This is a genomic window from Pseudidiomarina mangrovi (assembly GCF_003999375.1).
GTDB lineage: Bacteria > Pseudomonadota > Gammaproteobacteria > Enterobacterales > Alteromonadaceae > Pseudidiomarina > Pseudidiomarina mangrovi.
This window is the reverse complement of sequence record NZ_RJLC01000001.1, coordinates 101,194-127,921: the sequence shown is the minus strand read 5'-3', so window position 1 is coordinate 127,921 and position 26,728 is coordinate 101,194. Positions and strand designations below refer to the sequence as shown.

General features: G+C 50.6%; 25 protein-coding genes and 1 pseudogene. 13 read left to right on the top strand and 13 right to left on the bottom strand.

Going from position 1 to position 26,728, the window contains the following annotated elements; genetic code table 11:
* Window positions 1-31 precede the first annotated feature (31 nt).
* Window positions 32-1,219: an IS4 family transposase gene (locus tag EFO84_RS00760; RefSeq protein WP_127346155.1), complete on the bottom strand. Its 1,188-nt coding sequence runs from the start codon at window positions 1,217-1,219 to the stop codon at window positions 32-34.
* Window positions 1,220-1,683: 464 nt separating this feature from the next.
* On the opposite strand from EFO84_RS00760, the gene EFO84_RS00755 reads away from it, so the two are divergent.
* Together EFO84_RS00755 and EFO84_RS00750 are read left to right on the top strand one after the other, a co-directional pair.
* On the top strand, window positions 1,684-2,547 hold the full coding sequence (locus tag EFO84_RS00755; RefSeq protein ID WP_127346154.1) for a DNA adenine methylase: 864 nt from the start codon (window positions 1,684-1,686) through the stop codon (window positions 2,545-2,547).
* A 397-nt stretch (window positions 2,548-2,944) separates the two neighbouring features.
* On the top strand, window positions 2,945-3,856 hold the full coding sequence (locus EFO84_RS00750) for a hypothetical protein (protein ID WP_164742342.1): 912 nt from the start codon (window positions 2,945-2,947) through the stop codon (window positions 3,854-3,856).
* Window positions 3,857-3,973: 117 nt separating this feature from the next.
* Here the strand turns inward: EFO84_RS00750 and EFO84_RS00745 are convergent, their stop codons facing one another.
* The 5 genes from EFO84_RS00745 to rnk all read right to left on the bottom strand — a co-directional run bounded on the left by EFO84_RS00745 (window position 3,974) and on the right by rnk (window position 6,869).
* The gene (locus EFO84_RS00745) at window positions 3,974-4,426 is read right to left on the bottom strand and encodes a response regulator (RefSeq protein ID WP_164742341.1); all 453 of its coding nucleotides are present in this window, start codon (window positions 4,424-4,426) and stop codon (window positions 3,974-3,976) included.
* A 108-nt stretch (window positions 4,427-4,534) separates the two neighbouring features.
* Window positions 4,535-5,062 carry a protein disulfide oxidoreductase gene (locus EFO84_RS00740; protein WP_127346151.1) on the bottom strand — a complete coding sequence of 176 codons (528 nt, stop codon included), beginning with the start codon at window positions 5,060-5,062 and terminating at the stop codon, window positions 4,535-4,537.
* On the bottom strand, window positions 5,046-5,777 hold the full coding sequence (locus tag EFO84_RS00735) for an SGNH/GDSL hydrolase family protein (protein ID WP_127346150.1): 732 nt from the start codon (window positions 5,775-5,777) through the stop codon (window positions 5,046-5,048). The genes EFO84_RS00740 and EFO84_RS00735 overlap by 17 nt, the downstream gene beginning before the upstream one ends.
* A gap of 1 nt (window position 5,778) precedes the next feature.
* Window positions 5,779-6,465: a pyrimidine 5'-nucleotidase gene (gene yjjG / locus EFO84_RS00730; protein ID WP_127346149.1), complete on the bottom strand. Its 687-nt coding sequence runs from the start codon at window positions 6,463-6,465 to the stop codon at window positions 5,779-5,781.
* Window positions 6,462-6,869 (bottom strand): nucleoside diphosphate kinase regulator, encoded by a 408-nt coding sequence (gene rnk, locus EFO84_RS00725; RefSeq protein ID WP_127346148.1) that lies wholly within the window; start codon window positions 6,867-6,869, stop codon window positions 6,462-6,464. Before rnk ends, yjjG begins: the two co-directional genes overlap by 4 nt.
* A 150-nt stretch (window positions 6,870-7,019) precedes the next feature.
* Between rnk and EFO84_RS00720 the strand changes: the two genes are divergently transcribed.
* Together EFO84_RS00720 and fnr are read left to right on the top strand one after the other, a co-directional pair.
* Window positions 7,020-7,475 carry a YaiI/YqxD family protein gene (locus EFO84_RS00720; protein WP_127346147.1) on the top strand — a complete coding sequence of 152 codons (456 nt, stop codon included), beginning with the start codon at window positions 7,020-7,022 and terminating at the stop codon, window positions 7,473-7,475.
* 110 nt (window positions 7,476-7,585) lie between these two features.
* Window positions 7,586-8,293, top strand: coding sequence for a fumarate/nitrate reduction transcriptional regulator Fnr (gene fnr / locus EFO84_RS00715; RefSeq protein WP_127346146.1), 708 nt, complete (start codon window positions 7,586-7,588; stop codon window positions 8,291-8,293).
* Here fnr and EFO84_RS00710 read toward each other — a convergent pair.
* Window positions 8,287-8,805: a hemerythrin domain-containing protein gene (locus EFO84_RS00710; RefSeq protein ID WP_127346145.1), complete on the bottom strand. Its 519-nt coding sequence runs from the start codon at window positions 8,803-8,805 to the stop codon at window positions 8,287-8,289. The two genes, fnr and EFO84_RS00710, sit on opposite strands and share 7 nt — an antisense overlap.
* Before the next feature lie 154 nt (window positions 8,806-8,959).
* On the opposite strand from EFO84_RS00710, the gene norR reads away from it, so the two are divergent.
* Together norR and EFO84_RS00700 are read left to right on the top strand one after the other, a co-directional pair.
* Window positions 8,960-10,510, top strand: a complete 1,551-nt coding sequence (gene norR, locus EFO84_RS00705; RefSeq protein WP_127346144.1) for a nitric oxide reductase transcriptional regulator NorR — start codon at window positions 8,960-8,962, stop codon at window positions 10,508-10,510.
* A 12-nt stretch (window positions 10,511-10,522) separates the two neighbouring features.
* Complete coding sequence (locus EFO84_RS00700; RefSeq protein ID WP_127346143.1) at window positions 10,523-10,915, top strand: YbaN family protein; 393 nt, start codon at window positions 10,523-10,525, stop codon at window positions 10,913-10,915.
* Here EFO84_RS00700 and EFO84_RS00695 read toward each other — a convergent pair.
* The 3 genes from EFO84_RS00695 to ubiU are packed head-to-tail and all read right to left on the bottom strand — an operon-like array spanning window position 10,912 to window position 14,011.
* Complete coding sequence (locus EFO84_RS00695) at window positions 10,912-12,117, bottom strand: NnrS family protein (RefSeq protein WP_205701913.1); 1,206 nt, start codon at window positions 12,115-12,117, stop codon at window positions 10,912-10,914. The two genes, EFO84_RS00700 and EFO84_RS00695, sit on opposite strands and share 4 nt — an antisense overlap.
* The gene (locus EFO84_RS00690; protein ID WP_127346142.1) at window positions 12,118-13,014 is read right to left on the bottom strand and encodes a U32 family peptidase; all 897 of its coding nucleotides are present in this window, start codon (window positions 13,012-13,014) and stop codon (window positions 12,118-12,120) included. It abuts the gene before it with no gap.
* A 4-nt stretch (window positions 13,015-13,018) separates the two neighbouring features.
* Complete coding sequence (gene ubiU, locus EFO84_RS00685; protein WP_127346141.1) at window positions 13,019-14,011, bottom strand: ubiquinone anaerobic biosynthesis protein UbiU; 993 nt, start codon at window positions 14,009-14,011, stop codon at window positions 13,019-13,021.
* Window positions 14,012-14,119: 108 nt separating this feature from the next.
* Here ubiU and ubiT point away from each other — a divergent pair, with 108 nt between their 5' ends.
* Both ubiT and hemN read left to right on the top strand, forming a co-directional pair.
* Window positions 14,120-14,575 carry a ubiquinone anaerobic biosynthesis accessory factor UbiT gene (gene ubiT / locus EFO84_RS00680; protein WP_127346140.1) on the top strand — a complete coding sequence of 152 codons (456 nt, stop codon included), beginning with the start codon at window positions 14,120-14,122 and terminating at the stop codon, window positions 14,573-14,575.
* Window positions 14,576-14,670: 95 nt separating this feature from the next.
* Window positions 14,671-16,050: an oxygen-independent coproporphyrinogen III oxidase gene (gene hemN / locus EFO84_RS00675; RefSeq protein WP_127346139.1), complete on the top strand. Its 1,380-nt coding sequence runs from the start codon at window positions 14,671-14,673 to the stop codon at window positions 16,048-16,050.
* On the opposite strand, the gene nrdD is transcribed toward hemN, so the two are convergent.
* Window positions 15,967-17,832 carry an anaerobic ribonucleoside-triphosphate reductase gene (gene nrdD, locus EFO84_RS00670; protein WP_127346138.1) on the bottom strand — a complete coding sequence of 622 codons (1,866 nt, stop codon included), beginning with the start codon at window positions 17,830-17,832 and terminating at the stop codon, window positions 15,967-15,969. The genes hemN and nrdD overlap by 84 nt on opposite strands.
* Before the next feature lie 18 nt (window positions 17,833-17,850).
* The gene (gene nrdG, locus EFO84_RS00665) at window positions 17,851-18,345 is read right to left on the bottom strand and encodes an anaerobic ribonucleoside-triphosphate reductase activating protein (protein ID WP_127346137.1); all 495 of its coding nucleotides are present in this window, start codon (window positions 18,343-18,345) and stop codon (window positions 17,851-17,853) included.
* Between the two features lie 339 nt (window positions 18,346-18,684).
* On the opposite strand from nrdG, the gene EFO84_RS00660 reads away from it, so the two are divergent.
* Both EFO84_RS00660 and EFO84_RS00655 read left to right on the top strand, forming a co-directional pair.
* Window positions 18,685-20,955 (top strand): nitric-oxide reductase large subunit, encoded by a 2,271-nt coding sequence (locus tag EFO84_RS00660; protein WP_127346136.1) that lies wholly within the window; start codon window positions 18,685-18,687, stop codon window positions 20,953-20,955.
* Window positions 20,956-21,134: 179 nt separating this feature from the next.
* Window positions 21,135-22,934 (top strand): ATP-binding protein, encoded by a 1,800-nt coding sequence (locus EFO84_RS00655; protein ID WP_127346135.1) that lies wholly within the window; start codon window positions 21,135-21,137, stop codon window positions 22,932-22,934.
* Here EFO84_RS00655 and EFO84_RS00650 read toward each other — a convergent pair.
* Window positions 22,922-24,271 (bottom strand): MFS transporter, encoded by a 1,350-nt coding sequence (locus tag EFO84_RS00650; protein ID WP_127346134.1) that lies wholly within the window; start codon window positions 24,269-24,271, stop codon window positions 22,922-22,924. The genes EFO84_RS00655 and EFO84_RS00650 overlap by 13 nt on opposite strands.
* Window positions 24,272-24,453: 182 nt before the next feature.
* Between EFO84_RS00650 and narL the strand changes: the two genes are divergently transcribed.
* The 3 genes and pseudogenes from narL to EFO84_RS00635 form a co-directional block, all read left to right on the top strand.
* Entirely contained in the window at window positions 24,454-25,101 is a 648-nt protein-coding gene (narL, locus tag EFO84_RS00645; RefSeq protein ID WP_127346133.1) for a two-component system response regulator NarL, read from the top strand.
* Between the two features lie 126 nt (window positions 25,102-25,227).
* Window positions 25,228-26,559, top strand: a complete 1,332-nt coding sequence (trhP, locus tag EFO84_RS00640; protein WP_127346132.1) for a prephenate-dependent tRNA uridine(34) hydroxylase TrhP — start codon at window positions 25,228-25,230, stop codon at window positions 26,557-26,559.
* A pseudogene (locus tag EFO84_RS00635) lies at window positions 26,544-26,720 on the top strand (4Fe-4S binding protein); the annotation flags it as partial. The gene trhP and the pseudogene EFO84_RS00635, both read left to right, overlap by 16 nt.
* Window positions 26,721-26,728 lie beyond the last annotated feature (8 nt).

The window sequence follows — 26,728 nt, the reverse complement described above, 5'->3', positions numbered from 1 at the left end:
CTGAGGGATCCCCACAAATTGCTCCCCCATATTATCCACACTCTATCAGATCGTCCGGTGTCCAGCACCACTGAGCTATCCACTGCAAAATTTGCTTTAGCCCTTGCTGATAATATCGCCTACTTATATTAAGCTTTTGCTCTTTACAGAGCAGTATCCCAAGGGAACAAAGAGCGAGCACTCGTCTATGCTTAACGGTATTAGCCTGATAACGTCGTTGTAAGCCAGCCTTCTCACCCGCACTGCCAAGCAGGTAATGAAACCAGTTAGCCAGGGCTGCCAAGAGCAGTAAGATCTCCAAGCGTGATTTCTTGCGAGTACCATGTAGATCGCTACCTAACCCGTAACGGTAACTTTTTTGATCCCGGAAGCTTTCTTCTATCTGCATTCGGCAGCTATAGCATTTGGCAATTTTCTCGGCATATCCATGACTTTCTGGTAAAGAGGAAACTAATAGCCAAGGCTCTTTGTATTGCCTGTTTTTATCTCTTTTCAATAACTTGTAACCTTTTCCAACCAAAACAGCTTGTGTTTCATAGCTCTGAGATTGGGTGAGTAAGATGTTGCCGACATGCTTGGGCTTGGCTTTGGCCTTACGATAAAATTGGTTAACAGTGATAAACTCTTCCTGCTCTGCCACTTTCAGCTTCACATTCCCTCTGACTCTGGCGACATAATGCCAGCCGAATTCGCGTACTTGTTTTAACCAAGGCACTTTAAATCCGGCGTCTGTCACGATAATTGGCTTGCAGCCTTCTGGTAACATAGCTTTAAGTTGTTCTAAGAATGCCTGATGCAAACGGGGGCTGGTGTACTCTTCTTCAGCAGCGATTTTTTGCAACAACGTTAATGCTCTGCCGTCCGCAGCAATACTCGCTCGTAAAATAAAGTGACGCTTGGCGGTATCCGCATTACTCCAATCGACTAAAATCGTTGGATGGGAATGGGGGGTTACAACAGAAGCAGTCAACGCGGCATAAATCAATGGTAGCTCTCGTTGCAGATTGGCATTATTGAGTAATCTGTCGGCTCGCTTGATGCTGATTTTGTCTGAGGGCCCTGGCATAGCGCGACCAATTGCTGTAACGGTGCAACGAGCGTCTTTAGCAAGAGCAGTAACCGCATCTAACAAGACAGAAAATCTGGCTTTATGCATGGTTTTTGGGGTGACAAATCGGAGGAAATCAGCGAGCATAGTTTTAACATTCATGGCGAGCATCCGCGGTGTGGGATTTTTGGCGAATGATCAGATCGGGAACCGCCATGAATGTTCCCTAATCACCTAAATTTTTATTTTAACTACAAAATTTCTGGGGATACCTCAGGCAAATGACACAAGCTGATAATAAAAAGCATGTCACGGAAGAGGATAGTTTACAAATTAAAACGTTAGCCGTAGTTCAGCATTTAAAGGACTCCTCAAATCTTACAGCCATGCAGGCACGGGGCTTACGAGGCGTTATAGGCCAGAGGTCGAAAACAGGTGCAATTGGAAGAGCATCGATCGACCAGTTACATCTATGGGTACATAACACGAGAAGTACACCAAGGCCCTCTGAATTGAATAGTATTGCAAATGATTATAAGCCTCTTCTTGTAGCTCTCTGGAGTTAGTCGAGGCTATGACCATTCATTTTTACTTATGTTCTAATCACTCATTATATCTTAATAAAGCGCATAAACATGAGTAACCGATCTTTTTACACCCCCCTCCGTTACCCAGGAGGTAAAGGCAAATTCGCACATTACCTAAAAGAGCTATTTGAAGCCAACGAGCTATGCGATGGTCACTACGCAGAACCTTACGCTGGAGGAGCAGGCGTTGCATTCGAGCTACTATTTCTCGAATATGCATCTATCATTCACATCAACGACATTGACCCAGCCGTTTATTCCTTTTGGAAAACGATAATTGATCAACCAGAAGAGTTAGTGCGTTTAATCTATGATACGCCAGTAACCATGGAAAACTGGTATAAAGCTAAAACGATAATCAATGCAAACTCTAATGAGGTAAGCGCACTTGAATTAGGTTTCGCTACTTTTTTTCTAAACAGAACCAATCGCTCAGGTATACTTAAAGCCGGTGTAATTGGAGGAAAAGAGCAAGCCGGAGATTGGAAACTTAATGTGCGATACAACAAAAAAGAGTTAGTTCAACGTATTTTGAAGATAGCTAATTTCAGAAATCGTATCCGAGTCAGTAACTTGGATGCCATCGATTTCCTGAATAACTTGGACTGTATACTCCCCGAAAAATCTCTAGTCTATTTAGACCCACCGTACTACGTTAAAGGATCTGGTTTATACCGAAACTTTTATGAACACGATGACCACGTCTCAATAAGAGAGCGACTAGATACATTTAAGAAACCTTGGCTTGTCTCTTACGACAATGTTCCTGAGATCAAAAGTATCTATGAGCAGTATAGAAAAGATGAATACGTTTTAAGTTATACGGCCCAACAGAAAAAGCGAGGAGCTGAAGTAATGATTTATGGACCTACTCTTAGTAAACCTATCGGTGCCAAATTACTAATAGCTTAATTATATGCCAGCGCCCTAATAACACTATTAACATAGAAATAAATTTCAAGGCTGATAAAACCTCTATAAGTATGCATCTCTGAAAAACAAGCCTTTATTCATTGAGTAGCTGCTAGTTTGCATCTCGCCGATATTGATTTGCGATGGCAATGCACTTGACGCAAACTTATTGCAAGTACGAAACGATTGCCAGTAAAGATTTGCCTCAGTTTTCATAAACAAGTTAATGCAATAAAGAAGCACTCGAACTCTCGCTTTTCGGGCCAGAATAATCATATGCGATGATAAGGTAATAATTATTCGTAAATTATTAAGTTTTAATAATGTAATTGGGGAAATTGCTGAGACTTATTGTCAAGAATTAGACTACGTCCCGCAACCACAAAAGGACGAGTTTTTGGGGTGGTATGAATATCGTCTCAGAAGATTAAATTCTATTGAGTCACCAGATAATAACTTTATTAGTGGCCGGTCGGCCTTCACTATTCCATTTTACATACGGAATCAAAATATCTTCGCAAAATTGAGTGGCAACCAGATACTTAATTTATTAATAAATAATTCTACTTTGGGTTACTGCATAGATGAGTTTTCATTAAACGATTTTATGACTTATTTAAAAGGATTATTCTCCCACGAACCTAAAACGATATATTCGACTCGTTACTGGGCTGAAAGGTTTAGTAATGATACGTTAAAAACAAAAGTGAAATCAGAGCTTAGGTACTGTGCTGCATGCTTTGTTGAACAAACTGAAACCCACGGATTTCCTTGGATAAGGTTGAGTTGGCTAAGAGATATGAAGCAGTGCGATATACATCATGAGCCATTACGAGTTCCATATTGCAAGCACTGCGACGAATTGCTTGTAAAGAAAACTCTATTCGATTCACTTATAACTGGCAACTGCAAAAAATGTGGGAATCTTCTTTGGAGTATAGAAGACAAAAAACCAACGCTAGGCAAGTTCAAATATTCGGGAGATAGACGTCATATTCCTTTCTTTGTAGATGCAAGCCTAGATAAATTGATACTCGATTTATGTATCAATTTGCATGCGGAGGTTATGATAATAATGGACTCGTTCACTCATGACATTGAGCTCTCAGATTTTCAAAGATTTGCGCTTCATGCCAAAGTACGAAACTGCAAGACTGCCCTCGAACATGTTTTTAAAAATGATTGGTCTGCGTTTTTAGATTTTTTTAACGGCCAAGTTGAAGTGAAATGGAGTAAAATCAAAGTAGTAAACCAAGCATATCTGCCTTGTAAGCTATTAGTCGCACCAGGTTACGAAAAAAGTTATTGACCTCTGAGTCTTCCAAAGCCTCATTACAGCCTGCCTTGCATTCATCCAGCGGAGAACTTGAAAGCGCATCTCTCAGTAATAATTTTACGTGCAAACTTTAACGGTAATATCGGCATCTTACGTGCAAACTTTATTGTCGACACACAGATTCATCATAAAGATTGTCTCTAAACTCGCCATCAACAGCCCTCTGGAAATTGGTTTTTGCAAATAACCATCAATCATGGGCTTGATATGCTCGGGTAAGTCGCTCGCTCGACTAATCGAGGTAATGAGGATGGGAATGCGCTCTGCGTTACTGTGCTGTTCAGCACGGCGGATGGCTTCAATGGTCGCGACTCCGTCTAATACTGGCATATCGAGGTCCAGTATCACCGCATCATACTGTTTTACCGCGATAGCACGCATCAGCTGCCTGCCATTGCTCAGCACTAACGAGCGCATGCCCGCATCAGCCGCTAATTGCTTCATCAAAATTTGGAACACAGGATTATCATCGGCAACTAAAATTTGTTTGCCTGGAAAACGCACACTGCCGACATTACTTGGATTTGAAATACTATCAAACATGGTTATCTCGCTATAGGGTAACGAATGATAACCTCCCATCTGACGTTTTTTTATTCTTATAATATGTCGCTAGTATCCGCTATTCCATCACCGAGCGCCAACTACTTTTTAATGCAATAGAGACGCCATGTAATACCTCACCAAGATACCCGGCGGTGCGGTAAAGCCAGCGGTAAAGGCCACTATTTCGCCATTTTTGACGATGGCGACAGCGGGGGTAATGCCCACGCCCCACTGCTGAGCGAGCTGGCCGGTGCTGTCGTGAATGGTGGTGAAACCATAACCTTTTTGCTGCATGTAGCGGCTGAGCTGTTCATCGCTGCCGGAGCGCAGCGCCACCGTGACCACCGGCAGGGTGCCGTCGAGCCAATCGATAGACGGCGACACACTCGGGCAGACTGGGCACCAGCTGGCCCAAAAATACACGACCAACGGCTTATCGGCGCTTAACGCATGCAGATCAATGGCTTCGCCAGTCAGAGTATAGAGCGGTACCTGTGGCAATTGACCTTCCGGGATAGCGCGACTGCGCCACCAATCCACTGCTACCAGCACCACCAGCATCAGTAGCAAATAAATCGTTGCGCTGCGGGCTAGACCGCGCCAATTGGTCGGTTCTTTAGTTGGTGTCGACATGCGTCAGTAACTCGCGTTGAATGATTTCTGCGGCCGCGCCAGCCCACAACGGCGTGGCTTTAGCCGACGGATGAAAGCCATCACTCGCCATGTAGTCACGACTAAAGGGCAGCTCTAAGGTTAACAAGCGTGCATGTGGCTGCTGGGCTACAACACGCTGCAACACACCGTCTAGTCGCCGTGCTTTGCCACCAAGAAACCAGCGCAACGGCTGCGGCAGAGCAGGAAATTTATGCATCGGTGGTAGCGCCGTGTAAATCACTACGCGGGCGTTATAGTGCTGCAATAACCGCTGCTGCAACTGCCGTATATGCGCAGCGAAATCAGCGGGTTTGGTACTGCGCGTCACATCATTGACGCCGCACGATACTAACACCGTATCGAACGCTTGCTCAGGTAAGCCATCGAGTAGCTTGGTGATAGCGGCGGTGGTTAAGCTCGACTGCGCCAGCAACTGCCAGTGCACCTCTGCATGCGGTGCCAATGCCGCCGCTAAACAGCCGCTCAAGGCCTGCTGTTGCGACGCGATTCCAACGCCAGCCGCGGCCGAATCGCCCAAAATCAGCAACCGCAAAGGCGGGCCGCTGCCGGCTTGACCCTGGCGCTCACCCGGTGCTTCAGGTAACCGTGGCGTCACTCGACGCACCCGCTTGCCTTGGTACATCAACAGCGGCGCGAGCAGCAGTGTGACCAAGCCCTGTAGCAGCCGCGCCATGCTATGCCGCACCCAGTAGCAACTGATGCAGCTGCAGCAAATTGCTAACCTCATAGGTTGGCTGCAACTCGGCCGGTGCCGCCTTGCCATGATGATTCAGCCAACAGGTATCGATGCCGGCATTGCGACCACCCGCCACATCAGTGTGCAGGTTGTCACCCACCATCAAAATACGCTCACGCGCCGGATTGTTCATGCGCGCAAAGGCATGCTCAAAAATATCCAAATGCGGCTTAGCCACGCCCACTTGCTCAGAAATCACTAGCAAATCGAAGTGCCGATCAAAACCCACTCGACGCATGCGCCGGTCTTGTAGCTCGGTAAAACCGTTGGTGATGATGCCCAGTTGCACACGCTCACTCAATGCATGCACCAAATTCAGTGCGCCAGGTAGCGGTTCACACAGTTCGGCCATGGCATCAATAAAGTCGCTATTGAGCTGCTCGGCAGTCACGCCAAAGCGTTGCGCTAGTGGCACAAAGCGCCTGATCTGCACTTCGTCGGCCGTCACTAGTCCCTGCGCGTACTGATCCCACAACGGCTTGTTCAAGGTTTGAAACTGCTTGAAGTCATCCGGCGTAAATACAGCATCAAAGCTGTTAAACAGCGCCTCGAGCCCTAACGAGCCATCAAAATGGAACAGTGTATCGTCGGCGTCAAACAGTAACCAATCGTAGCGTTCAATCATGCTGCGAAATCACCTGAGCGTTCCGGCTGATAGGGTATATCAACGATCTCTACCGTGACCGAACCACCGGGCATTGGCCATTCAATGTGTTGACCAATTTGCAAGCCTAGTAGCGAACTGCCTATTGGCGCTAAGATTGAAATCGTATCGCTACTGGTACTTAAGTCTTTCGGATACACCAAGGTTTTTTCAAACACTTTGCCGCTCTGTTGAATCTTGAATTGTACCCGCGAATTCATCGTCACCACATTGGCTGGAATGGCTTGCGGTGCCACAATACGACCACGCGCAAGTTCAGCCTCAAGTTTGCGATAATCATCTTTGCTACCACGCATACGCTCTATCAACGTCTCAATACGGGCAACATCAAGTTCTGACAAAATGATCTCAGGTAAATCTGCCATGACTGTCCTCCAGGTACTCACTGAGTGCGAGCAAATCATGTAAAAAAGCCGCTGGATATATCCTGCGGCTTGACTAGCCACATATTGGACCAATAAAAAAATAAAACAAGTGCTAGGATAGCAGGTATAACGCCTTGTGAGGATGACTCCATGACCATTTGGGTTGATGCCGATGCCTGCCCCATCGTGATTAAAGATATTTTGTATCGCGCCGCTGAACGCCGAGCTATTGCGCTGGTGCTGGTCGCCAATCAGCCGTTAAAAGTACCGCCATCTCCGCACATTCGGGCATTGCAGGTTGCGGCCGGATTCGACATCGCCGACAACGAAATTGTGCGGCTGTGCAGCGCTGGCGACTTGGTCATCACCAGTGATATTCCATTAGCGGCAGAAGTCATCGGCAAAGGTGGTTTAGCCCTGAGCCCGCGCGGCGAGCTACTCACGAAGGACAACATCGGCCCACGCTTGAACGTACGCGACTTTCTCGACACCATGCGTGCCAGTGGGGTGCAAAGCGGCGGTCCGCCGCCGTTATCGCAGCGTGACCGCATGAATTTCGCCAATCAACTGGACCGCTGGTTGGCACAACAGCCGCGGAAACCTTAACGCCAATAACATTTCGCAAACGAGCTACCTACCTCTTTAGAGAAGGTTTATTTACCGCGCTGCAGCGCTATACTAAGTGACATTGTATTGATAGGTATCAAGGAACTGGCATGGCAAATTTGAGCTCGCACATTCATTGTCAAGATTGCAGCATGAGTGCATTGTGTTTGGCGCAGCCGCTGGATGCCGACAGCATGGCCCGGCTCGATACCATTATTCAGCGCCACAAGCCGTTGCATAAACGCGATGTGCTGACCGCTGCCGGGGCGCCGTTGAAGTTCTTATACGCGGTACGCAGTGGTTCATTGAAGTCATACACGCTGGACGACAATGGCGTGGAACAAATCATTGATTTTCACCTGCCGGGCGACCTAGTGGGATTTGATGCCTTGGCAGACGGCAAGCATCGTAGCTTCTCGCAGGCACTGGAAACCACTATGTTGTGCGAAATTCCGCTGCACTCACTAGATGAACTGGCGGTACAGATGCCGGCTTTGCGCAAGCAAATGATGAAGTTGATGAGTACTGAAATATTCGCCAGCAAGCAACTGCTCGGCAACTTGAACAATCGTTCAGCGCAGCAGCGCTTGGCGCATTTTTTGCTCACCTTGTCACAGCGTTTCGCCGACCGCGGTCTATCCGGTAAGTCGTTTCGGCTAACCATGACTCGCGCCGATATCGGTAATTATCTGGGTTTATCGGTCGAGACCATTAGCCGCATTCTGTCTGCCCTGCAAGCCGATGGCGCCATCGACGTGCAGAACAAACTGGTGGAAATTACCTCGTTTGAGCGCCTACGCGACCTTGCTGGTCACTGACAGCCGCCGCAACAATGACCGCCGTTGCCATGCTTCGGTGCTTCTTTGGGCTGAAACAATACACTGTTTTCTAGGTCAATGTGTTGCTGTAACTCGCTGATAAATTGACGTAATCCATCGTATAAAATGATCCAACTGCCACAGGCATCGTACGGTGCTTTGAGGCGTTGGGTGATAAAGTTTAAGCGTTCGAGCATCTGCTCATGGTGCTCATGCTCTTCTAACATCACCGCTATGGGCGCTTTCGGAAATAGGCCACCAGCTAGCATCGGAAACAGGATTTGCTCCTCTTTCATCATGTGACTTTCAAGCTCTTGAAACATTTCGGTTAAATGCTCCGTCAAGCCGACTGGGCAATCGACGTGATCGCTGTGTACTGATTCAATTTTACCAGCTAACTGAATCAACTCCGGCAGCTGTTCGCGATGCTTGTCATGGTAGGCCGTTAAAATGTGTTCAATCAGCACGTTAGTTGGTTGATTAGCCCAGTGTTGTAGCGTTGCAGTTTGCATAAGAACCTCGTTATGTGGACGATGAAGTACCCATAAGTTCTGCAATTTCAATGCCAGATCTACCCACTTTGATTTATATAGAAGTTTTGCCTGTGATGGTAAATTACACCCATTGTTAGCTGGGTGAATCCCGCTTAAATGGGTGCTTTTTACCATGTCTGATGCAACCTTATTAGAAACCTTAGTGGCTGATTTAGTCACCGATTTACCGGCCGTGGTACGACTACAAAAAGTAGTGGCGACGCTCAAGCAAAGCTTTGCTTGTGGCGCGGTGGTATTGCTGAAATGCGAGCAGGGCATGCTACGCCCCATCGCTAGCACTGGGCTAGTGCGCGAGGCCAGTGGACGACGCTTTAATAGCGCCCAACACCCGCGGCTAGCGGCCTTATTGGCGAGTCGTGAAGCAGTGCGTTTTGAGCCCGATAGCAGCCTACCTGACCCCTACGATGGCTTAATTGCTGATAGCACCGACCACCAGTTGGCGGTGCACGATTGCATGGGCATTGCCTTGTATATCGAGGGCAAATGTTGGGGTGTTCTGACGCTCGATGCGTTGACACCCGGCACCTTTACTGAGCATTCCCGGCAAGCGGTACAGCGCGCTAGTTTGCTGGTTGAAGCAGCGATCCGCATGGGGCAACTGGAGCAAAGCGTACGCGCGCTGCGTAATAACCGCCGCGAAGGTGACTACGAACTCTCGAATACGCCAACCAGCAGCTACGAAATTATTGGCAACAGTGGCGCATTGCAGAGCGTGCTGGAAGAACTCAGCGTGGTGGCACAATCTGACCTCCCGGTGCTGTTACTCGGTGAAACTGGGGTTGGTAAAGAGCTATTCGCGCGCCAACTCCATCGCCAATCGCTGCGCGCTGATAAGCCAATGGTGTATGTGAACTGCGCCGCGTTGCCAGAAAGCCTGGCTGAGAGTGAGTTGTTTGGTCATACTCGCGGAGCCTTTTCTGGCGCCACCGCCGAGCGTGCGGGGCGCTTCGATAGCGCCGATGGCGGTACCATTTTCCTCGATGAAGTGGGCGAGCTCCCCCTGGCGATTCAGGCAAAACTGCTACGAGTGCTACAAAACGGCGAAATTCAGCGGCTTGGTAGCGACCGTGGCCATCGCGTTGATGTGCGAATTGTTGCCGCCACCAACCGCGATTTAGCCCAACAGGTGAAGAACGGTGATTTTCGCGCTGACTTGTACCATCGGTTGTCGGTGTACCCGCTGATGATCCCGCCGTTGCGCAAACGCCGCGATGACATTCCGTTGTTAGCCGGGCATTTTTTAGAGCTCAACCGTGCTCGCTTGGGCGTGCGTGCGCTGCGTTTAAGCCCGGAAGCTGAATACGCCATGACCCTCTATGCCTGGCCCGGCAACGTGCGGGAGCTGGAACACACCATTAGTCGTGCGGCGATCAAAGCGCTGAGCCAGCATGGCCGGCGTGAGGATATTGTCAGTATTGCCGCACAATTGCTCGATTTGCCGGGTGGTGTTGAAACTGCCGATGTTAAGTGCCTGCCCCTTAGCAGTGATGGTGTTAAGTGCCTGCCCCTTAGCAGTTTGAAGGATGGGGTGAATGCGGTGCAGCGGCAGTTGATTCAGCAGGCGCTGCAGCAGAGTGACTTCAAATGGACACAAGCTGCCCGTATACTGGATATCGACCCAAGTAATCTGCACAAGCTGGCACTACGGCTTGGCTTGAAATAACCAAGGATATCCATGACTGAGTTGCTGCGCATTGTCGTTTGGCGCACCGTGGCGATCATCTTTCTGCTGCTAGCACTGATTGGCATTGCTCTTCCGGTGATGCCCACGGTGCCGTTTTTGTTGGTGGCCGCATGGGCCGGTGGCAAAGGCTGGCCGGTGTTGGAACAAAAACTGCTAGCGCACCCAACCTATGGTCCGCAAATTCAGCAATGGCGTGACCATGGCGTAGTGCGTCGCACACCCAAAGTGATCACCACGCTGATGATGGCGGGTAGTTGGGTGATCTTGAGTTTTAGCCCAATTGCACTGTGGTTAAAGTTCACGGTGATCGGCATTATGGCCACGATTTTGCTGTGGCTATGGCTGCGGCCGGAACAGATTCCTGCCGCAACTAGCAACGATTAACCGGGTCGCCCGTCAGCGCGTGGCGTGGTCAGCACCGACCAATACACCAACACATAAGTCACAAACGCCAGTACCCACAATGCGCCAGCGAGCAGATACCAATACAGTAACCACTGCGGCCACAGCGCCGCCAGCACCACCCGCAATAAGGCCGCTGATAGCACCACGATAAATGCGACGGACATGATCGGATGCGGCTGCAACGGTCGGCCGCTGTGACCCAAAGATACCCGCGCAATCATGCTCAGAATCATGCTGCCCATGGCGCCAGCCGTGAGCGCATGCAAGGCGGTGCTATTGCTCACCGGCAAGTCTAAATAGCGCAAGCCGAACAACAGCAGACCAATGGGAATAAACCAATAGGCTAAATGCAGCGACCATAACAATGGTACCCGCCAGGTGCGCCAAATCTTCCAGCGGCCGCAGCGGATCGCCAATAAGGCCGCGCAGAAGAGTGATAATGCAGCCATTGCTTGGCGCGGCAGATGACCGTCATAACCAGTTAGAGCCAACAGCATAATCAGCCACAGCGAGCCCAATGCCAAACGGTCCAGCCAAATGATCGGCTCAGCCTTGGGCGTTAGAGTGCCATTGGCGGTAAACATCGGAATCACTCGACCACCTACAATTGCCATCAACAAGGTCACCAGCCACACCGCGCTTTGGCTGCCGATCAGCTGTAAATCAAAGCGTAAGGTTTGCAGCCCATAATGCATTAAGGCGTTGCACAGTGTTAGCAGGAGCAGTACCGGCACAAAAAACAGGTTGCGCTGCTGAGCTACTTTAATCAGCGGTAGCGCTAACAGCAACGCGGCCACTGGCAAAAAGGCTAGGTCGACAGTAATCACCAACCAGGCTGGCAATGCCTCGCCAATCATCAGTACCAGCCGCCCGGCCAGCCATAGCACGGTCAAAATGGCTAAGCTGTTACCGTGAGTGGCACGCAAACCGGTCCAGTTTTGCACCGCGGTAAGTAAGAACCCCACCACAATGGCAGCAACAAAACCAAATAGCATTTCGTGGCTATGCCAGAATAACGCATGACCATATACCGGAGGGCTCGCCATGCCAGCTAAAATCAGCAACCACAGCGCCATGGCAAAGGCGCTAAACCCGGCACCGAGTAGGAACATGGGCCGAAATGCCTGACGCAGCAACGGCCACAGCTGTTGTTCTACTTTTAAATCAGTAATTTGAATCATTTAGCCAAGCTCCTGTTTGAATCCGGCGAGTTGCAACCAATAGCCGTTACTATCGCTACTCGCCAAGGGTTGTGGTGCAGCGCCAAGCTGATTAGCACGGAATTTTTCCAGCCAGGCAAAAGTATCTTGCTGGTCGCTATAGAGCGCAGATTGCGGGCTAAGGCGCACAATGTCCACTAAGCCATGCATGCTGTGTAGCTGATTGACCAAGTTATAGCGTTGTCCCGATTGCGTTTGAATGCCGTTGAGCACAAACATTGGCTCGCCTTCTTGATTGCTAACTGGCCGACCATCGGGATAATTGATGCAACATAACTGGCATTGGTCTTTGTGGCGATTCTCAGAGCGCGCGGTAAAACAGCGACCCGACCACGCCAGCGGTAGGTGCCCAAAACTAAATACCTCCACCTCGAAGCAATCGCGAATATCGGCAATCAGCGGCTGAGCTAACAGCTGCTGTAACCAGTGCCGCGACAACTCCACCGGCATGACCCAACGCTTCAAGCCCATACTGATCATGCGCCGCAAACTATGTTGATTATAAATATTGATGGCGGCACCAGCGATAAATGGTAGCTGTTGCTCGCGCAGAAACTGTGCAGCGGCAACATCGTTGGCTTCCACCATAAACTCACCATTGTCACAATATTTGCGCAGCTCCCGTAACTCGGAAGGCGCCTCTAACAAGGTCATGGTGGACAAACAAACTTGCTTACCCGCCTCGCGTAACTGGTGTGCAATCTGCAAGTAATCCACGAGACTAAGTTCGCGGCGCTTACTGCACACCGTTTCACCCAAGTAAACGATATCCACATTGGACTCTGCCGCACGCCGATAAAATGCCTGCACGTGCGCTTTGGGCCAGAAATATTGAATTGCACCTAAACTAAACTGCATCGTCTTACTTCCATGCTCGGTGGTAGGCACCCAGAGTGGTCTGGCTACCTTCGGAAAGACCCGCTAATACCTGATTCCAGTGCTCCGCCACGGTAAATTCTGTTGGGTTGCTCAGCACCGCATCAATGGCTTGACGCCATACCTTGGTCAACTGGGCGACATAAGCGGGGCTGCGCTGGCGGCCTTCAATTTTCAGCGAGGCAATGCCCTCGCGGTAGAGTTCTGGCAATAGACTCAAGGTATTGAGGCTGGTCGGCTCCTCCAGCACATGATAGGTATCATGACCTACCTGAAAACGGCCTTTGCATAAGGTCGGGTAGCCGGCGGTTTCGCCCGCTGCAAACCGGTCAATTAACAGCCCATTGAGGCGTGATTCCAGTTGCCCGTCTTGTTCGTCCCAACGCACATAAGCGGCCGGTGAACAGGCGCCCGCGGTATTGGGTGACTCGCCAGTCAAATAGGAGCTTAAATAACAGCGCCCCTCGGCCATAATGCACAGGCTGCCAAAGGCAAACACCTCAAGGTCAACGCTACTGGTGCGTGCCAACGCGCGCACTTGGTTCATCGACAGCACCCGCGGCAACACCACACGCTTGATGCCAAATTGCTGATAAAACTCAATGGCAGCGGCATTAGTGGCCGACGCCTGCACCGATAAGTGCAGTTCCACTTGGGGGTAGCGCTCATGCACGTAGCCCAGCACCGCCATGTCGGCGGCAATGATCACATCCACACCAGCGCGCAGCGCTTGGTCGACTGCTCGTTGCCAGTACTGCCAGCTGTCGGCATGAGCAAACGTATTGATCGCCACATGAATTTTTCGCTGCCGTTGATGCACATAGCGCACCGCCTCAGCAAGCTCAGCCGGGGTAAAGTTTAAACCAGCAAAATGACGGGCATTAGTCTGGTCTTTTAGCCCCACGTATACGGCATCGGCACCGTGTTCAATAGCCGCATGCAGCGCCGGCATACTGCCTGCTGGACACAATAATTCCATGCTTTGGGTCCTTTTCGTGCTGTTTGTTGATGTACGCAAAGATTTGCTGCCTCGAGTGTCCATTATAATGACTGTCAATTTAGGCGGGTGGGTCATACGGGGTAACCAATGAATATACAAAAGGTGGTACAACAGGGTTTGCGCTGGCTGCCATCGGCGGTGCTGGCGAGTGGTATTGAACAGCCGCTCAATTATGTGCTGCGCGCCGAGCGCCGGCGTGATGCCTTTGCCTTTCTACAACAGCATTGGGTGCAGATCGACGTCAGTGATTACCCACTCACGTTCTATGTTGGCTATCGGCCATATAACCGCCGCCTGCACGTTAGCCTCGCAGCGCAACATGCGGTAGCGCGAATGCGTTCCGACAGCGCATCTATGCTGGCGATGATGCTGCAACAGGTGGACCCCGACACCTTGTTCTTTCAGCGTAAATTACTGATCACTGGCGATACCGAAATTGCTCTACAGCTGAAGAATCTGCTCGATACGGTGCCGTTGGCAGAACGCCTTCCAGCGCCATTGTTAACTTGGTTGCAACGCACCAGCCAACGGCCTATTCCTTGATCGGGATCAAGCTTGTAACTCTTCATGAGTATCAGAAATTTGCGCTACATCAGCTAAACTAGCGGTCATTGAAATCACTGAAGTAGGACATCATCATGAGCGCGGTAAGCTGGAGCCAAGAGTTAATCGACAAATACAACATCAATGGGCCACGCTATACCTCGTACCCAACGGCGTTGTCGTTGCGCGATGATTTTGCGCTGGCTCAGGTTGCAGCAACTTTAGCGACTGCCAAACCGCAATTGAGCCTGTATATCCATCTGCCGTTCTGTCACAAGCTGTGCTTTTACTGTGGCTGCAATAAGGTGATCACCCGCCATCAGCACAAAGCCGATACCTACCTCGACTATCTCGCCAAAGAAATGGCCATGTACCAAACCATGCTCGGTACACGCAGCTTAAACCAAGTACACATGGGCGGCGGTACACCAACGTTTTTAACGGAAGCACAGCTGTCGCGCTTGATGGAACTGCTGCACCAGCACTTCAGTATTAGCGCAGATGCCGAAATGAGTATTGAGATTGATCCGCGTAGTTGCAGTGAGACTAAACTGCGGCATTTACGCGCCTTAGGCTTTAATCGGGTCAGTTATGGCGTACAAGATTTCGACGAAAAAGTGCAAATTGCCATCAACCGAGTGCAAGATGCTGACTTAATTCGTCGCCATGTAGAAGTCAGCCGCGAGCTTGGTTTTGCTTCGGTCAACTTAGATTTGATTTACGGCTTGCCCTATCAACAAGTCAGCACTTTCACCTCGTCTATCGACCAAGTCATTGCGTTGAACCCGGACCGCGTGTCGTTGTTTAGTTATGCGCACCTGCCGTCACGTTTTCCGGGGCAACGCAAAATCAAAGATGAGTGGCTACCGAACGCGCCACTTAAATTAGAGCTGCTGCAACTCGGTATCCGCAAGTTCACCGATGCCGGTTATCAATTTATTGGCATGGACCATTTTGCTAAGCCTGATGATGCGCTGGCGCAAGCCCAACAACAAGGCCGTTTGCAGCGTAACTTTCAGGGCTATACCACCGCTGGGCAAGACTGCCTCATTGGTATTGGTGCCTCATCAATCAGCCAAGTAGACGGGGTGCTATGGCAGAATGCCAAAGATATTGCCGACTACTATAGCGCGATTGATGCCGGCCAATTACCGCTGGTGAAGGGCTTCCGTTTATGTGCCGATGACCGTTTGCGAGCCGCTTTAATTTCACAACTGATTTGTCACTTTGAGCTTGATATTCAGGCGTTTTCAGCAAAGTGGGCACTTACTTCAGCCAACGTTGATTTTGCCACCTATTTTGCTGATGCCTACCGCAAGTTACAGCCCTTTGTTGACGACGGTTTGGTCACCGTGAGTGACTCGCACATCACGGTGACCACGCTGGGACGTTTATGGGTGCGCAGTATCTGTGCCTGTTTCGATGCGTACCTTGACGATGCGGTCACTGCGCCGCGCTACTCCAAAGTGGTGTGACGCCGCCTGTTGGCGATGATAGTGGCGGGCTTGGTGCTCTTGGCGCCGGCCCGCACTAAAAGCCGATACTCGCTTCAAGTAGCCAATCACCCGCGTACCATAATCAATATCTTCCGACCCACAACTTGAGCAATACGGCAAGGTGCGTTTATCAATGTGCTCACAGTCGTTACAAATGGTGATCTTCACATTCACGCAGAAATAATTACAGCCGGTGGTCGCCGCCACGTTAAGCATATTCAAATAGCCTACGGTACTGAGTTTTTCTTCAAGATTGAGATGTAAGGCCGAGCCACCGTCTAAGTAATCAATCAACTGCCGCCCGTGTAAGATAAATTTATCCAGAGTATTGGCTTGCTCACCTTCCACCGCATAAAAATACGAGTTGTAGCAATCGCGCGGCACAAAATAACCATCATCACGATCCCACTTGGCGTTTTTCACGCCCAGATTTTCAGCCGGTACAAACTCGGTATTGAATAGATAGCCGTACTGCTGTTTAGCCGCCTTATTGGCATCAAAAATCACCTTCAAATGACGCTGCACAAAGGCAATATAATCGGCATTATTACCTGCTTTGAGACCTTGCGACTCAGCCGCCTCAACCATGCCGTTGATACCAATGGTGAGAAACTGCTTGTCCAAGCTGATAAAGCCAGCATCGTACACGGTCAGCAAACCCGCCGCTAAGTAACGCTCCATCAGTTTACGATAAGCCACTTGATACTGATGGATCTTACCCACTTCGGTGGCGAGGTCGCGGCCATCTTGCACCAGCCGGTTCATATTGAGGGTGATCACGTTGATGGAACCAGTAGCCACCCCACCCGCACCTAAGGTATACGAGAACGTATTGTCACTAATTTCACTACGCAAACGGCAGCATGAGGCTAAGCTGTCGGCATTGTCCGACAAATACACAAAAAAGCTATTGCCCTGCGCCAGCTCCTGCGCCATGTGCTGGGCAAACTGCTGATCTTTGCAACGCCCGTGTTCGGTGAGCATCGCCACGGTCACTACCGGAAAGGTCAGCACGGTTTTTTTCCGCTCCTGGTTAAACCAGTCCAAGAAGAACGCTTGCAGTGCTTCGACAGATTTCCAGCTCGGCTTGCTAAAGTCTGGGAACACAAAGCTGCCAAACATACTGTCAAAGTAGTGCTGGTCGTACACCGAAATATTCCAAAACACGCTTTGATAACCACGTGCCGCAGCGGGTTGATTGAGCGCATACACCACATGTTGGAGGTGATTAGCAATTTGGTGGCGGTGGGTGGTGAGATAATCATCGCCGTAATCTTTGCGGGCGAAATAGTCAAAATAAGTGAGAAATTCTACCGTTGCCACAGCGCCTGCAAACTGCGAGCTCACCGCAAAAACGAAGTTCACAAAGGTACCGCAGAAGCTTTCAATGTGTTTGGGCGCCAGCGATTCACCACCGAGTTTGGTCAAGCCATCACGCAAGAACGGGTACATGGTCACCGATACACAGTAGGGCTTGAGGCTGGTTTCATCGTGTACATAAATTTCATGCTGCTCAATTTGCCGCACATACTCGGCAGCAAGCGCAGCGCCAAAGAGCTCAGCAATCATATCGCTGACCTGGCGGCGGTTCACCTGTACGAAGAAATCTTTCATCAGCTCCGCTTCTAGGGTGGCAATATTCTTTTGTGTGACATTGGCGTTGGCATCCATTTTCGAGCCATCGGCGGCATTTTGCGCCTGCAAATAGTCGCGCATAAAGGCCATTTTTTGATCCAGTTGTTGTGCGCTTAAACGTAACATGGGGTCTCTCCTTGCAAGTCAGCCTGGGCTGTACTCGCTATCATCGATAAATCGATAGTTAATGAGCTCTCGAGTGCGCAGATCCAGCATGCGTTGGTTGGTGGTGGGGCTATTGAGCCCACCCAACTCGGCCACCCAAGGCCCGGTTTTTAAATAACTGAGCAGTACTTCAAGATCGGCCGGGATCTGCTCAAGGCCGGTGTATAAACAGGTTGCTAAGCCGTTATTGCGGGCTATGGTGAGTAGGACTTTTAGCGTCTGCGGTTGCCACTCGCCGCCTAAAAACAGCACACAGGTCAACAGCCCTTGGTAATCGTTCAAGCGCTGCTGCAAATACTCAGGCGTCAACGGGGTACCGCGCTCGGCCGGCCAGCTATCGGCGCTATGGCAACCACGGCATCGTAGCGGGCAGCCGCTGATGGTAAAGGCCAGCGCCACTTCACCCGGCACCTCTTGCAGCACCACTTGCTCGGCACTGAAGCGTAAATAACTATATGTTGTGTCTGTTTTCATATTTGCACCTATATATTGTGTTTCAGCATAAGCTGCTTGCGGGCAATTTCCTTGTCGTAGATCAATAAACAGCCGCCTGGTGGCAGTGCCTGAAGAGGTAGTTTGGAGGCGACTTATAGCGGTGATTTAGGTGGCGACCACCCAGCGGTAAAAATCACCCAATTCGGGCTGGGTATAAACCACCCATGCGGATATTTTATTTGTTTAATTTCAATAACTTGAATATTGGCACGGTTGTTGCTTAATAGAATGCGTCAATGACTAAACACTGATTCATTCAAGGAGAATCAACCATGAAACAACCACGCTGCTACCAAGCGCCTCACTGGGAGGTGCACCATGGCCGGCTATAAAAAACTCTGGTGGACACTGATTGCTATTTTGGCAATCACCTTCGGCATCCTCGGCTATTTCGGTAACGAGGTGTATCGTTCGGCACCGCCTATTGCGGGCCAATTTGTAACTGAAGATGGCCGGGTACTAATGACCGAAGAATCCATTCTTGATGGCCAGACCGCCTGGCAATCAGTGGGTGGTATGCAGTTAGGATCGATTTGGGGCCACGGTGCTTACCAAGCACCCGACTGGACTGCCGATTGGTTGCACCGCGAACTATTAGCCTGGTTAGAACTGGCGGCGCAGGATGAGTTCGGCGTCAGTTACCAGGCGCTGGATGACGCCGCGCAAAATCAGCTGCAGTTTGCATTGAAGCAAGCTTATCGCACCAATACCTATGATGCCGATAGTAATACCGTGCTGATTAGTGCACGTCGTGAGCAAGCCATTGCGCAAACCGCTGACTATTATGTGCGCTTATTTAGTGCCGACCCTGAGCTGCGCAGCACCCGCGTCAGCTACGCCATGAAAGAAGATACCCTGCCGAGCTTAGAGCGCCGTGAGCGCATGGCCGAGTTCTTCTTCTGGACCGCATGGGCGGCTTCTACCGAGCGTCCTGATGCCGACGTCACCTACACCAACAATTGGCCGCATGAGCCATTGATTGACAACAAACCAAGTGCAGAAAACCTAATCTGGTCATTGGTGTCGATTATTCTGTTGATTGCTGGCGTGGGCGCGTTGATTTGGGCCTGGGCCTTCTTACGTGATCACGACGAAGAGCAGGTTGCTATTCCGGCCAAAGACCCAATCAGTCTGGTCAATTTAACCCCATCACAGAAAGCCTTGGGCAAATACTTGTTCATTGTTATCGCCTTATTCGTACTGCAAGTGTTCTTGGGCGGCTTCACCGCACACTATACCGTTGAAGGCCAAGAGTTCTATGGCATCAACGTGTCACAGTGGTTCCCCTACTCACTGGTACGTACCTGGCACATTCAAGCCGCCTTGTTCTGGATAGCTACCGGCTTCTTAGCAGCGGGCTTATTCTTGGCGCCCATCATCAATGGCGGCAAAGACCCCAAATACCAAAAACTCGGCGTCGATATTCTGTTCTGGGCCTTGGTCGCGGTTGTAGCCGGAACTTTTATTGGTAGCTTCTTAGCGATTGCGCAAATCATGCCGGAGCATTTGAACTTCTGGCTTGGTCACCAAGGCTACGAATACGTCGATTTAGGCCGGTTATGGCAAATCGGTAAATTCACTGGCATCGTGTTCTGGTTGGTGTTGATGCTACGTGGGGTAGTGGGTGGTTTCCGTGCTGAAGGCGACAAAAACCTATTGGCCCTGTTAACCGCTTCTGTGGTCGCTATTGGTTTGTTCTACGGCGCAGGTTTCTTCTACGGCGAACGGACTCACATCTCGGTGATGGAATACTGGCGCTGGTGGATTGTGCACCTGTGGGTAGAAGGCTTCTTCGAAGTATTCGCCACCGCTGCGTTGGCCTTTATCTTCCATAGCATGGGCTTAGTATCCCGGCGTATGGCTACTGCCGCTGCGCTTGCTTCAGCGTCATTATTCATGCTCGGCGGCGTACCCGGTACCTTCCACCACTTGTACTTCTCTGGCACCACCACACCGGTGATGGCAGTGGGTGCAACCTTCTCAGCCTTAGAAGTGGTGCCACTAGTGGTGCTGGGCTACGAAGCTTGGGAAAACTGGAGCCTGCAACATAAAGCACCGTGGATGCAACGCATTAAGTGGCCACTGATGTGCTTCGTTGCCGTGGCGTTCTGGAACTTCTTGGGTGCCGGCGTGTTGGGCTTCATGATCAACCCACCGATTGCGCTCTATTACATCCAAGGTTTGAACACCACTCCAACGCATGCTCATGCAGCCTTATTCGGTGTGTACGGTTTCTTAGCACTGGGCTTTGTGCTGCTGATCTTGCGCTACATTCGTCCACAGTTGCAGTTCAATGACAAACTGATGAGCACTGCCTTCTGGTGGATGAACATTGGCTTAGCGATGATGCTGTTCACTAGCTTGTTACCGATTGGCTTCATCCAGTTCTACGCGTCAGCCACCGAAGGCTTGTGGTATGCCCGTAGCGAAGCCTTCATGCAGTCACCCATTCTGCAGAGCTTACGCTGGATCCGTACCGTTGGCGACGTAGTGTTCATCATCGGTTCGCTCGCCATCAGCTGGCAAGTGGTGTCTGGCCTCTGGAGCAACCCCAAGGGAAATGCTAAGGGGCAGGCACTTAAGCCCTAACCCTTAAGGGGCAGGCACTTAGTGCTAAGGGGCAGGCACTTAAGCCAGCCCCAAGACCGAATGGTCGTTGTGATTGCGGATACAATCTCTCCCGAGTTGTATCCGCTTTTTTTTGCCTATTGTTTCAGCCAGGGCAGTGCTGCGGTACACTACCTGCTCAGTTGCTACAAGGAACAACCATGCCACTGTCAATCGTCTCGCGCATCAGTATTGCCCTTAGCGCCATTGTGGCATTAACGCTGGGCACGCTATTGGCCTCGTATTGGTTAGCCGAACGCGCTGACCAAGATGCGCTTGCCATTAATATGGCCGGTACGCTGCGTTACCAAAGCTATCGCTACAGCTGGCATTTTGTGCAGCAATCTGAGCAAGCAGAAGTGATTGGCGTTGAACTATCGAATGCCTGGAATCACTACGTATTTCATCATTATGAACATGACGATAGCTCCGCCTTAGGGCAGTTGTTTCAAACCACCAAAGCACAGTGGCAAAGCTATCAACAGCGTTTGCAAAGTGGAGCCGTTTCATCGGCTGAATTAGGGCCGCTACTGGAGCCACAAATTCAGCAAATCAATCGCTTGGTGTCAGCTATTCAAGCTGATGCGGAGCAACGTATTCGCACCATTCGGCTACTGCAGGTGTTATCGTTGTTTGCCACCATTGGTCTTGCGCTGGTGATTTGGAACTGGCTCAGAGCACGGGTTCGAGCGCCATTAGAACAATTGACCACAGTGGCACGTCGCATTGGTCAGGGTGATTTTACCGCCCGTATTAAAGCCCGCGGTGATGACGAATTGGGTGTATTGGCGCTCACCCTGAATAAAATGAATGACGCCATTTCGTACATGTATGGCAACTTAGAACGCCGTGTCGACGAGCAGACCCACGAAATTCAAAAGAGTAACATCCGGCTGCAATTTTTGTACGATACCGCCCGTTCAATCATTGAGCATTCGCCCGGTTACCAAGACTTCACAGATATTGTCAACGGGCTAAAACGCGCCACCGAAATTGACGATTTAGAGCTGTGTTTGATTACCGAGTCGGGCAACAAACCATTCTTGCAAGTACAACCTATTGGCGTTGAAGAAGACCCTTGTGCTGGTCAAGACTGTGCCCAATGTGTCAGCGCCGGCAGCGGCGTGTCAGTGATGGAAGGTAAACGCGTCTATCGTTATTCAATTGAACGCGAACAGCATTATTACGGCGTATTGGTAGCGCGCTGCTCCATAGCGGAACAGCTCGAAGATTGGCAGCAACAATTATTGCAATCGGTGGCGGATCAGTTAGCGGTCGCATTAAGCTTAAAACAAGAAGAAGACCAAGTTCGCCGGCTCGCGCTGATTCAAGAGCGGACGGTTATTGCGCGTGAGCTGCATGACTCGCTCGCGCAAGCCTTGTCGTACCTAAAAATACAGGTGACTCGACTGACCAAGGCCGTAGAGAAAGACGATCGCGCCACCATTGATGATGTGTCGATAGAGCTCAAAGAGGGGCTAAATTCGGCCTACCGCCAGTTACGCGAACTACTCACAACATTCCGGTTAAAGGTAGATGGTGCAGGGCTATTGAGCGCATTGCAAACTACGGTGGAGCAATTCACCGAACAATCGACCATGCAGGTGCGTTTGGACTATCAACTCGCGAATGCGCCGCTCACACCAAACGAAGAAATTCACCTACTGCAAATTATCCGCGAAGCCTGTCAAAACGCTATTCATCATAGTCAGGGCAGTACGGTGGTGGTGCGACTGACCAGTGATGCTGCTGAAACTGTTCACTTAGCGATTGAAGACAATGGTGTTGGTATTGCTGAGAATGCGGAGAAGATGAATCACTATGGCCTAGCTATTATGCAGGAACGCAGTCGCAGTTTAGGTGGAGCGGTCACAGTGCGTAGGCGTGATGAGGGCGGCACTGGCGTGTACTTCAATTTTGTTCCTGAGTATGTGCAAGAGCGCACAGCTCAAGGGTTGTAATGGACACTATGCCTGCGCAAATAAGTGATTCTGGTGAACGTTGCGCAGATTAAATAGAACAGGCTGAAGCCTACTAGAGCTAGGCCAGGTTGATCAGTGAGACTCCAGAGCCATGGAATGTAGGCCGCGCCAGCTGTGCCCAATGCCAACACCCAGCGCAATGCATAACTGGCCTGCTCGGCTGGGAACAACTGAGTGATAGACCGACAAACGGCACTACTGGCTGCGCCCGCAGCAGAAAAAATAAGCATAAAAACCAATATATAGGCCAAAAACCAACGCTCTGGGGTGGCGCTATAATAAGCCCAGTCGCTGAGCTGTGCGGCCAGTAAGCAGCTGGTTGCGAGGATGAGCGCACACCACCAAGTCACTTTGGCGCCGCCATAGGAATCTGCCAACCAACCCCCTATCGGTCGTGCCAAAATTCCGCACAGTGGTCCCAACCATGCGTAAGTCAGAGCATTCGGTGCGCCATGATTAGCCGCTGCCTCAATAAGCTCACCGCCCTGCCATTCCCGCGTCGTGGCAAAAATCGCCTGCACCGACAGCGGAAACGCCATAGCAAAACCAATAAATGACCCAAACGCCATAATAAACAGCAGCGTCATAAACCAGGTATGGCGATTACGCAAAACCTTAAGGGGCTGGCAGTTAGTGCTAAGGGGCAGGCACTTAAGCTTTTTCGCCTTAAGTGCCTGCCCCTTAGCTATTTTGTTGGCGGTGAGCAAGGCCAAGATTATAGCTGCAGCCCAACCGATATTGGCCAACCACATGGGTGTATTCGGCGCTTGGCTACCCAGCATGGTCCCCCAACTAGTGCTACTGGCATGCGCAAAGGCAAACCCACTAGGTATAGTCACTAACAGCGGCGCCAACACCTGGGCGACAACAATACCAATACCAACAATTGCGGCATTGACTGCCATTTGCCAACCCATCTGCGCTGATTGATTGGGTTGCTGCAGCGCTATAAACTGCGCACCACCAGCACCACACGCTAGGGCTATCCACTGCAGATGGTTCAGCTGCAGTAGCTGCTGATTCAGCGCCCACGCCAATAGCAAAGCCGGAATGATGAGCACCATGGTATTGGCGTAAATAAAGCTCGCCCGCATGGCGCGCTCACCGATAAAAAAACCGCCGAGCTGCAGCATTGTGGCACTAACGCCACTGATGGCCACGAGTTCAAACAGTTCAGCATGACTGATGCCGGTACCCGTGCTGCCATCAAGCGCCGCCAGTAGCACTACCAGCACGCTCCAACTCGCCCACAGCGCCATGCCAGCCGCCAAATGGAGGTTGGTAAGGGTATTCACTGTGGTGTGGTTGGTTTGCACTAACTGCCCGCCCCTTAGCTTAGCTGCCTGCCCGTTACTTTGGCTTTTTACTATGGTGCGGGGTCAGAAGCCTTGCCACAAGTGCGCTTAAGGGGCAGGCACTCTACTCCATTTGGGATATCCTGCGAATTGCGCTATTGTCGTACACTAATGGGCATAAATAGCTAAGGGAGCAGCCTGCCATGACTCAAGAACGTGCCAGCATTATGTTGGTTGATGATCACCCACTGTTACGCAAAGGTCTCAAGCAATTGATATCTATGGAAGACAGCCTTGAGGTGATCGCCGAATGCAGTAGCGGCGAAGAGGCTATTGCACGTGCCTTGGACCTTGATCCAGAACTCATCATTCTGGATTTGAACATGCAGGGTATTGATGGCATCGAGACCCTAAAACGCATGCGCGATGAGGGCGTCACCTCACGCATCGTTATGCTGACGGTGTCCGACGCTGATGACGATGTGGTAGCGGCAATTACCAATGGCGCCGATGGTTATCTACTCAAAGACATGGAGCCGGAACAACTGCTGGAACAAATCATGCGCGCAGTTGATGGCAAAATGGTATTAAGCGAGGCCATTACCGAAGTTTTAGCCACTGCGCTGCGTCGCCCATCGGTGAAACAGCCGCCAGGAAAATTGGAGACATTGACGAATCGCGAGCAAGAAATCTTAAGCTTGATCGCCAAAGGCATGAGCAACAAAGTGATTGCGCGGCAATTGGATATCTCTGATGGCACAGTAAAAGTACACGTGAAGCACCTACTGAAAAAGCTCGGTCTGCGCTCGCGGGTGGAAGCCGCGGTGTGGATGGTGCACCACGAAAGTTAAAGCTTAAGTGCCTGCCCCTTAGCCTTAAGGGGCAGGCACTTAGCGCTGATAACCTTGATTTTGATCAACATCGAATAATTCATAGATCGCTAAAATAGCGCGCATTTTTGCCGAATTAGAGATCTCATGAATAGCTTCCGTCCTGAATTATTATCCCCTGCCGGCTCCCTGAAAGCGATGCGTTTGGCTTTTGCCTATGGCGCCGATGCCGTGTATGCCGGCCAGCCTCGTTACAGCTTGCGGGTTCGTAATAATGAATTTGACCTCGCCAACTTAGCGTTGGGTATCGCCGAAGCCCATGCGCTTGGCAAGAAATTCTACGTGGTGGTGAACATTGCCCCACACAACGCCAAGCTAACCACCTTTGTTGCCGATATGGCGCCCGTAGTGGCATTAAATCCCGATGCCCTGATTGTGTCCGACCCCGGCGTAGTGATGTTAATGCGCCAACACTTTCCCGAACAAACACTGCATCTGTCAGTTCAGGCTAATACCGTCAACTGGGCCGCGGTGCAGTTTTGGCAACAGCAAGGCATCAGCCGAATTATTCTCTCGCGTGAGCTAGAGCTGCGCGAAATTGCCGAGATCCGCCAGCGCTGTCCGGCTATGGAAATTGAAGTATTTGTGCATGGCGCACTCTGCATGGCCTACTCCGGGCGCTGCTTGTTATCCGGCTATTTCAACAAGCGCGACCCGAATCAAGGCGCCTGCACCAACAGTTGTCGCTGGCCGTATCGGGTCACCGATGCCGCCGAAGATGAGGTCGGTCAGTTCAACCCGATTGACCGCCCAGTGTTGCTGGAAGAGCCGCAGCGTGCTGGCGAATACATGCTGATGGATGAGGATCTTCACGGCACTTATATCATGAATTCTAAAGACTTACGCGGGGTGGAATACGTAGAAGCACTGGCCACCATGGGCGTACACTCGCTCAAAATAGAAGGCCGTACTAAGTCGCCTTATTATGTTGCACGTACGGCTCAGGTGTATCGCCAAGCCATTGATGATGCAGTCGCTGGAAGGCCGTTCAATCGTCAGCTTTTGGCCGATTTAGATGGTATGGCCAATCGTGGTTTTACTGCCGGATTTTTACAACGTCATGTGCCGATGGAGCTGCAAAATTACGACACCAGCCATAGCCTCGGTCAGCAATTATTGGTGGGAGAACTGCTGAATTGCCATGGCTCTAACGCCGTCGTTGAGGTGAAAAATGCCTTTGCCGTGGGCGATACCTTGCTGCTGATGCTGCCCACGGGCAACCGCGCTTTTACCGTCACCGCACTTTCCGACCTTAAGGGGCAGGCACTTAAGCGCGTTCCGGGCGCTGGGCATCGGGTGCAATTATCACTGCCGGTTGCCCTGACTGACCATGAAGCAGCGCTAGCTATGCTGATAAAGACCATGGCTCAAGAGCCGCAGATCATTACCGCAAAGGAGGTATCATGCCTGTCATCATAGAAAGTGATTGTATTAACTGCGATATGTGTGAACCCGAATGCCCTAATGAGGCGATTTTCATGGGCCCCAAGCACTATCAAGTGAATATCGATAAATGCACCGAGTGCGAAGGGTTCTACGCGCAGCCAGCCTGCATTCCGGTATGTCCGATTGAATGTATCGTGCTGGC

Bases quoted from the DNA above. Each gene is read 5' to 3' on its own strand.
- EFO84_RS00760 (WP_127346155.1), bottom strand. From the start codon at position 1,219: ATGCTCGCCATGAATGTTAAAACTATGCTCGCTGATTTCCTCCGATTT.
- EFO84_RS00755 (WP_127346154.1), top strand. From the start codon at position 1,684: ATGAGTAACCGATCTTTTTACACCCCCCTCCGTTACCCAGGAGGTAAA.
- EFO84_RS00745 (WP_164742341.1), bottom strand. From the start codon at position 4,426: ATGTTTGATAGTATTTCAAATCCAAGTAATGTCGGCAGTGTGCGTTTT.
- EFO84_RS00740 (WP_127346151.1), bottom strand. From the start codon at position 5,062: ATGTCGACACCAACTAAAGAACCGACCAATTGGCGCGGTCTAGCCCGC.
- EFO84_RS00735 (WP_127346150.1), bottom strand. From the start codon at position 5,777: ATGGCGCGGCTGCTACAGGGCTTGGTCACACTGCTGCTCGCGCCGCTG.
- yjjG (WP_127346149.1), bottom strand. From the start codon at position 6,465: ATGATTGAACGCTACGATTGGTTACTGTTTGACGCCGACGATACACTG.
- rnk (WP_127346148.1), bottom strand. From the start codon at position 6,869: ATGGCAGATTTACCTGAGATCATTTTGTCAGAACTTGATGTTGCCCGT.
- EFO84_RS00720 (WP_127346147.1), top strand. From the start codon at position 7,020: ATGACCATTTGGGTTGATGCCGATGCCTGCCCCATCGTGATTAAAGAT.
- fnr (WP_127346146.1), top strand. From the start codon at position 7,586: ATGGCAAATTTGAGCTCGCACATTCATTGTCAAGATTGCAGCATGAGT.
- EFO84_RS00710 (WP_127346145.1), bottom strand. From the start codon at position 8,805: ATGCAAACTGCAACGCTACAACACTGGGCTAATCAACCAACTAACGTG.
- norR (WP_127346144.1), top strand. From the start codon at position 8,960: ATGTCTGATGCAACCTTATTAGAAACCTTAGTGGCTGATTTAGTCACC.
- EFO84_RS00700 (WP_127346143.1), top strand. From the start codon at position 10,523: ATGACTGAGTTGCTGCGCATTGTCGTTTGGCGCACCGTGGCGATCATC.
- EFO84_RS00695 (WP_205701913.1), bottom strand. From the start codon at position 12,117: ATGATTCAAATTACTGATTTAAAAGTAGAACAACAGCTGTGGCCGTTG.
- EFO84_RS00690 (WP_127346142.1), bottom strand. From the start codon at position 13,014: ATGCAGTTTAGTTTAGGTGCAATTCAATATTTCTGGCCCAAAGCGCAC.
- ubiU (WP_127346141.1), bottom strand. From the start codon at position 14,011: ATGGAATTATTGTGTCCAGCAGGCAGTATGCCGGCGCTGCATGCGGCT.
- ubiT (WP_127346140.1), top strand. From the start codon at position 14,120: ATGAATATACAAAAGGTGGTACAACAGGGTTTGCGCTGGCTGCCATCG.
- hemN (WP_127346139.1), top strand. From the start codon at position 14,671: ATGAGCGCGGTAAGCTGGAGCCAAGAGTTAATCGACAAATACAACATC.
- nrdD (WP_127346138.1), bottom strand. From the start codon at position 17,832: ATGTTACGTTTAAGCGCACAACAACTGGATCAAAAAATGGCCTTTATG.
- nrdG (WP_127346137.1), bottom strand. From the start codon at position 18,345: ATGAAAACAGACACAACATATAGTTATTTACGCTTCAGTGCCGAGCAA.
- EFO84_RS00660 (WP_127346136.1), top strand. From the start codon at position 18,685: ATGGCCGGCTATAAAAAACTCTGGTGGACACTGATTGCTATTTTGGCA.
- EFO84_RS00655 (WP_127346135.1), top strand. From the start codon at position 21,135: ATGCCACTGTCAATCGTCTCGCGCATCAGTATTGCCCTTAGCGCCATT.
- narL (WP_127346133.1), top strand. From the start codon at position 24,454: ATGACTCAAGAACGTGCCAGCATTATGTTGGTTGATGATCACCCACTG.
- trhP (WP_127346132.1), top strand. From the start codon at position 25,228: ATGAATAGCTTCCGTCCTGAATTATTATCCCCTGCCGGCTCCCTGAAA.